We start from the raw sequence: 6329 nt of genomic DNA on the forward strand, positions 1-6329 counted from the left end.
GGGGCGGGCTGTTCGGCGATCCAGCAACGACGTTGATCGATGCGATCAATCGTCGTTCTTGGACATGTCTTCGTCGGCGACCACTTCGGCGGCGGCCCACTCCAGCGCTTCGCGCTCGGCGCGCTCACGCTCGGCCTTCTCGACTTCGTCGATCAGCGCGTTGTCGATCTTGCGGGCGGCGATTTCGCGCAGCGCCAGCACGGTCGGCTTGTCCTCGGTCTCGCTGTTGTCCAGCGTGGCCTGCACGCCGTTGGCGAGCTGGCGGGCACGCTTGGATGCCATCATGACCAGTTCGAAACGGTTGTTAACGACTTCCAGGCAATCTTCTACGGTGATGCGGGCCATACGGGCTCCCGGCGACCGGTCGGCCGCTCAGTCGAATGAGGGAAAGGGGACGGAGTGTACTGGCAGGAGCTGGACAAAATCAAGCCAACCCCCACCCGATTCTTTTGGAATCAGTCAGTTGCACCCGGATCGGGGGTCAGCAACGCCTGGATCAGGCTGGCGTGGCGGACCTTCTGGGCCTCCCGTCGCAGGCGGCTGGCGGTGAAGATGGCGCACAGCTCGTCCACGGCAGTGTCGAACACCTCGTTGACGATGACGTAGTCGAACTCGTTGAAGTGCAGCATCTCGTCCCGGGCCGCGCCCAGGCGCTGGGCGATGACGGCTTCGCTGTCCTGGCCGCGCTTGCGCATGCGGTCCTGCAGGGCCTGCTTGGACGGCGGCAGGATGAACACGGTGACCGTGCCCGGCACCAGCTGGCGCACCTGCTGCGCGCCCTGCCAGTCGATCTCCAGCAGCACGTCCTGGCCGGCGGCCAGCTGCGGCTCCACCGATTGGCGGGCCGTGCCCTTCCAGTCGCCGTGCACCCAGGCGTGTTCGAAGAAGTCGCCGGCGGCGATCATCTGCTCGAACTTCTCGGCACTGACGAAGTGGTAGTGCTGGCCATTCACCTCACCGGGGCGCATTGCGCGCGAGGTGAAGGAAATCGACAGGGCGATCTGCGGGTCACGCGCCAGGGTGGCATTGACGATGCTGCTCTTGCCGGCGCCGGACGGGGCGGCCACGATGTACAGCGTGCCGCGCGCAACGGTGTCCGACGGTTTCGACGGGGCGCTCATGCGGGGGATCCAACGGGTTGATTTCGCAAACTTTTTTCCTCGGTGTTCCAGGTCCGGCGCGGCGGATCGCGCCAGGACGGCGGGGGCTGCGCGGAACATCCTGGAACCAGGCCCGGCAGACGCTTCCCCGGGGGGCGGGCACGCAACTTTACCAGAGCAGGCCCTTTCCGGGCCCGTCCGGCAGGCGCCGCGCCTTGTGCCACATGGGCGTCCGGGGGCCTGTGCTATAACCGGCCCGTACCCAACGACAGCCCGGAGGCCTGCGCCTCCCCGCCATCCCAGGAGAACGGCATGCCATCGATGAGCCGCCGCCAGTTCCTGAAAGTGACCGGGACAACCCTGGTCGGCTCCAGCCTGGCACTGATGGGCTTCGCGCCCGGTATCGCGCTCGCGGAGGTCAGGCAATACAAGCTGACCCGCGCGACCGAGACCCGCAACACCTGTACCTACTGTTCGGTGGCCTGCGGCATCCTGATGTACAGCCTCGGCGATGGCGCCAAGAACGCCGAGCCGAGCATCTTCCATATCGAGGGCGACCCGGACCATCCGGTCAACCGCGGCACGCTGTGCCCGAAGGGGGCCGGCCTGGCCGACATCATCCACAGCAAGTCGCGCCTGCTCTACCCCGAGTACCGGGCACCGGGCTCGAACGAGTGGAAGCGGCTGAGCTGGGACGATGCGCTGGACCGCATCGCGCGGCTGATGAAGGAAGACCGCGACGCCAACTTCGTGCAGAAGAACGAGGCCGGGCAGACGGTCAACCGCTGGCTGACCACCGGCATGCTGGCGGCCTCGGCCACCAGCAATGAAACCGCGGTGCTGACCCACAAGGTCGTCCGCTCCCTTGGCATGCTGGCGTTCGACAATCAGGCACGTGTCTGACACGGCCCGACGGTGGCAGGTCTTGCCCCGACGCTAGGCCGTGGTGCGATGACGAATCACTGGGTCGACATCAAGAATGCCGACCTGATCCTGATCATGGGTGGCAATGCCGCCGAGGCACACCCGTGCGGGTTCAAATGGGTGACCGAGGCGAAGGCACACAACAAGGCCCGGCTGATCGTGGTCGATCCGCGCTTCAACCGCTCGGCCGCGGTGGCCGACGTGTACGCGCCGATCCGCACCGGTACCGATATCGTGTTCCTGGGGGGTCTGATCAACTACCTGTTGACCGAGGACCGCATCCAGCACGAGTACGTGCTGAACTACACCGACATGTCGTTCCTGGTGAAGGACGAGTTCGCCTTCAAGGACGGCCTGTATTCGGGCTACAACGAAGAGAAGCGCAGCTACGACCGCTCCAGCTGGGACTACGCCTACGGTGACGATGGCTTCGTGCGCAGCGACCCGACGCTGAAGGACCCGCGTTGCGTCTACAACCTGCTCAAGCAGCACTACGCGCGCTACACCGTGGAGATGGTCGAACGCATCTGCGGCACGCCGGCCGACAGCATCCGCCAGATCTGGGACATGATCGCGTCCACCGCCGTCAAGGACAAGGCGATGACCATCCTGTACGCGCTGGGCTGGACGCAGCACTCGATCGGCGCACAGAACGTGCGTGCCGGCACCATGGTGCAGCTGCTGCTGGGCAACATCGGCGTGGCCGGTGGTGGCATGAACGCGCTGCGCGGGCACTCCAACATCCAGGGCCTGACCGACATCGGCCTGATGTCCGACCTGCTGCCCGGCTACCTGACGCTGCCGAAACAGGACGAACAGGACTACGACGCCTACATCGCCAAGCGCACGCAGAAGCCGCTGCGCGCCAACCAGATGTCGTTCTGGCAGAACTACCCGAAGTTCCACGTCAGCCTGATGAAGTCGTGGTGGGGCGACGCCGCCACCGCCGACAACAACTGGTGCTTTGATTACCTGCCCAAGCTGGACAAGCCGTACGACATGCTGCAGGCGTACGAGCTGATGAACGAGGGCAAGATCCATGGCTACATCTGCCAGGGCTTCAACCCCCTGGCCTCGGCGCCGAACAAGGGCAAGCTGATCAGTGCGTTCTCCAAGCTGAAGTTCATGGTCAGCATGGACCCGCTGGAAACCGAGACCATCGCCTTCTGGCAGAACCACGGCGCACTGAACGACGTCGACCCGAGCACGATCCAGACCGAAGTGTTCCGCCTGCCCACCACTTCCTTCGCCGAGGAGAACGGCGCGGTGGTGAATTCCTCGCGCTGGCTGCAGTGGCACTGGAAGGGGGCCAACCCACCGGGCGAAGCACGCAGCGACATCGAGATCATGTCCGAGCTGTTCCATCGCATCAAAGCGTTGTACGAGAAGGACGGCGGTGCGTGGTGGGAGCCGGTGCGCGACCTGGCCTGGAACTACGCCAACCCTGAGGTACCCACGCCCGAAGAACTGGCGATGGAATACAACGGCAAGGCGCTGGCCGACGTGTTCGATCCGAAGGACCCGACCAGGCTGGTGCGCAAGGCCGGCGAGCAGCTGGCCGCATTCGGCGACCTGCGCGACGACGGCAGCACCGCCTGCGGCTGCTGGATCTACATCGGTGCCTGGGGCCCGACCGGCAACATGATGGCGCGGCGTGACAACAGCGACCCCACCGGCATCGGCAACACGCTGGGCTGGGCCTGGGCGTGGCCGGCCAACCGCCGCGTGATGTACAACCGCGCCTCGTGCGACGTGGCCGGCCAACCGTTCGATCCGCGCCGCACGCTGCTGGCCTGGAACGGGAAGAACTGGGGCAACGTGGACGTGCCGGACTTCAAGGCCGACGAAGATCCTGCCGGTGGCATGGGCCCGTTCATCATGAACCCGGAAGGCATCGCCCGCTTCTTCGCCAAGGCCGGCATGGCCGAAGGCCCGTTCCCGGAGCACTACGAACCGTTCGATACCCCGCTGCGCAGCAACCCGCTCAGCCCCGGCCAGGCACTGACGCTGAACAACCCGGCAGCGCGCGTATTCGCCAGCGATCGTGCACAGATCGGTTCGCCGGACGAGTTCCCGCATGTGGCCACCACCTACCGCCTGACCGAGCATTTCCACTTCTGGACCAAGCACGGCAAGTTGAACGCCATCATCCAGCCCGAGCAGTTCGTCGAGATCGGCGCGGCGTTGGCCGACGAGCTGGGCATCAACAACGGCAGCCGCGTGCGGGTCAGTTCCAAGCGCGGCCACATCGAGGCGGTCGCCATGGTGACCAAGCGCATCAAGGCCCTGCAGATCGATGGCCGGACCGTGCACCAGGTGGGCGTGCCGATCCACTGGGGCTTCCTCGGTGCGGCCAAGCCCGGATACATCGCCAATACGCTGACCAACGCCATCGGTGACGGCAACTCGCAGACGCCCGAATCGAAGTGCATCCTGGTCAAGGTCGAGAAGGTGTAGGAGACACGCCATGTCACTGCAATCGCTGGACATCATCCGCCGCTCGGCCACCACCACGCCCTCGCCGGAGGCGCGTGGTGCGCACACCGGCCAGGTCGCCAAGCTGATCGATGTGAGCAAGTGCATCGGCTGCAAGGCCTGCCAGGTCGCCTGCATGGAGTGGAACGATCTGCGCGACGAGGTCGGTAGCTGCGTTGGCAGCTACGACAACCCACCCGACCTGAGCGAACAGTCGTGGACGGTGATGAAATTCCGCGAGTACGAGGACGAGAAGGGCAAGCTGGAGTGGCTGATCCGCAAGGAAGGCTGCATGCACTGCAGCGATCCGGGCTGCCTGAAGGCCTGCCCGTCGCCCGGTGCCATCATCCAGTACGCCAACGGCATCGTCGACTTCCAGGAAGAGAACTGCATCGGCTGCGGCTACTGCGTGACCGGTTGTCCGTTCGACGTGCCGCGCATCTCCAAGAAGGACCACAAGGCCTACAAGTGCACGCTGTGTTCGGACCGGGTGGCGGTGGGCCAGGAACCGGCCTGCGTGAAGACCTGCCCGACCGGCGCGATCACCTTCGGCAGCAAGCAGGCGATGACCGAGCACGCGGCCGGACGCGTGGAAGACCTGAAATCGCGCGGCTACGAGAATGCTGGCCTGTACGATCCGCAGGGCGTCGGCGGCACCCACGTGATGTACGTGCTGCAGCATGTGGACAAGCCCGAGCTGTACGCCGATCTGCCCAAGGACCCACGCATCAGCCCGATGGTGGAGGTCTGGAAGGGCGTGGCCAAGCCGCTGGGCGTGCTGGCGATCGCCGCCACCGCCTTCGCCGGCTTCCTGCATTACATCGGCATCGGCCGCAACACGGTCAATGACGAGGAAGAAGAGGAAGCCGAGCACGAGGCGAAGAAGATCGAAGAGGAGCAGCGGCCATGAAGTACGCCCCGCACCCGCGCCAGATCATCCGCTACCGCGCGCCGACCCGCATCAACCACTGGATCGTGGCGATCTGCTTCGTGCTGACCGCGCTGTCCGGGCTGGCGCTGTTCCACCCTGCCCTGTTCCCGTTGACCCAGCTGTTCGGTGGCGGCCCCTGGACGCGCATCCTGCATCCGTTCATCGGGCTGGCCATGGTGGTGGGCTTTGCGCTGCTGGCGTTCCGCATGTGGCGCGACAATCTGCCGACCGCCGACGATCGCGCATGGATGCGCGGCATGCGTGATGTACTGCGCAACGAGGATGAGAAGCTGCCGCCGGTGGGCCGTTTCAATGCGGGCCAGAAACTGCTGTTCTGGGCCATCATCGGCTGCCTGTCGGCGCTGCTGCTGACCGGCTTCGTGATCTGGCGGCAGTATTTCAGCCACTTCTTCCCGATCGGGGTGATCCGCTTCTCGGTGCTGGCCCATGCGCTGTTCGGCTGGGTGCTGATCTGCGCGATCGTGGTGCACATCTATGCGGCGATCTGGATCAAGGGGTCGGTGCGGGCGATGACCCAGGGCAAGGTGACCTATGGGTGGGCGTACAAGCATCACCGGCAGTGGTTCCGGGACATCCTGCGCGGACGTCGGGAAGAGGGGTAGCGGCAGGGCCTGCGGCCCTGCACCCACTTCAAGCCAAGGCAACAGCAACAGCGGCTATCCGTGGGATGGCGGGGTGGATCCGGTTGCGGGGGACGCTGCAAGTACCCCTTCCGGGGCCCGGCCCAGCCGCTGGCGGCTGTGCGTTCGGGCGCTTGCGAAGCAGTGCTTCGCAAGCAAAGCGCCCTCACCCATGTAAGCTCGGTCGCCGCTTGCTCGTGTGCGCTGTCCTGCGCACACGGCAAGACCGGGGTTGGGCGTCCTGCCCAACCCGCCCGA

General features: G+C 65.5%; 5 protein-coding genes. 3 read left to right on the top strand and 2 right to left on the bottom strand.

The features are described 5' to 3' along the window. Window positions 1-45: 45 nt before the first annotated feature. Together rpoZ and gmk are read right to left on the bottom strand one after the other, a co-directional pair. Window positions 46-345, bottom strand: coding sequence for a DNA-directed RNA polymerase subunit omega (gene rpoZ, locus AC5P7R_RS22020; protein ID WP_005410877.1), 300 nt, complete (start codon window positions 343-345; stop codon window positions 46-48). Window positions 346-455: 110 nt separating this feature from the next. Then, the gene (gene gmk, locus AC5P7R_RS22025) at window positions 456-1121 is read right to left on the bottom strand and encodes a guanylate kinase (protein ID WP_019661981.1); all 666 of its coding nucleotides are present in this window, start codon (window positions 1119-1121) and stop codon (window positions 456-458) included. A gap of 291 nt (window positions 1122-1412) precedes the next feature. Between gmk and fdnG the strand changes: the two genes are divergently transcribed. Genes fdnG through AC5P7R_RS22040 form a run of 3 tightly spaced genes read left to right on the top strand, consistent with a single transcriptional unit; the run spans window position 1413 to window position 6053 of the window. After that, window positions 1413-4481 carry a formate dehydrogenase-N subunit alpha gene (gene fdnG / locus AC5P7R_RS22030; protein WP_146256820.1) on the top strand — a complete coding sequence of 1023 codons (3069 nt, stop codon included), beginning with the start codon at window positions 1413-1415 and terminating at the stop codon, window positions 4479-4481. Between the two features lie 10 nt (window positions 4482-4491). Beyond that, window positions 4492-5409, top strand: a complete 918-nt coding sequence (gene fdxH, locus AC5P7R_RS22035) for a formate dehydrogenase subunit beta (protein ID WP_012481154.1) — start codon at window positions 4492-4494, stop codon at window positions 5407-5409. Next, entirely contained in the window at window positions 5406-6053 is a 648-nt protein-coding gene (locus AC5P7R_RS22040) for a formate dehydrogenase subunit gamma (RefSeq protein WP_049396154.1), read from the top strand. Before fdxH ends, AC5P7R_RS22040 begins: the two co-directional genes overlap by 4 nt. Window positions 6054-6329 lie beyond the last annotated feature (276 nt).

The sequence above is a fragment of the Stenotrophomonas sp. YJH_SMC_27 genome, from assembly GCF_059369815.1.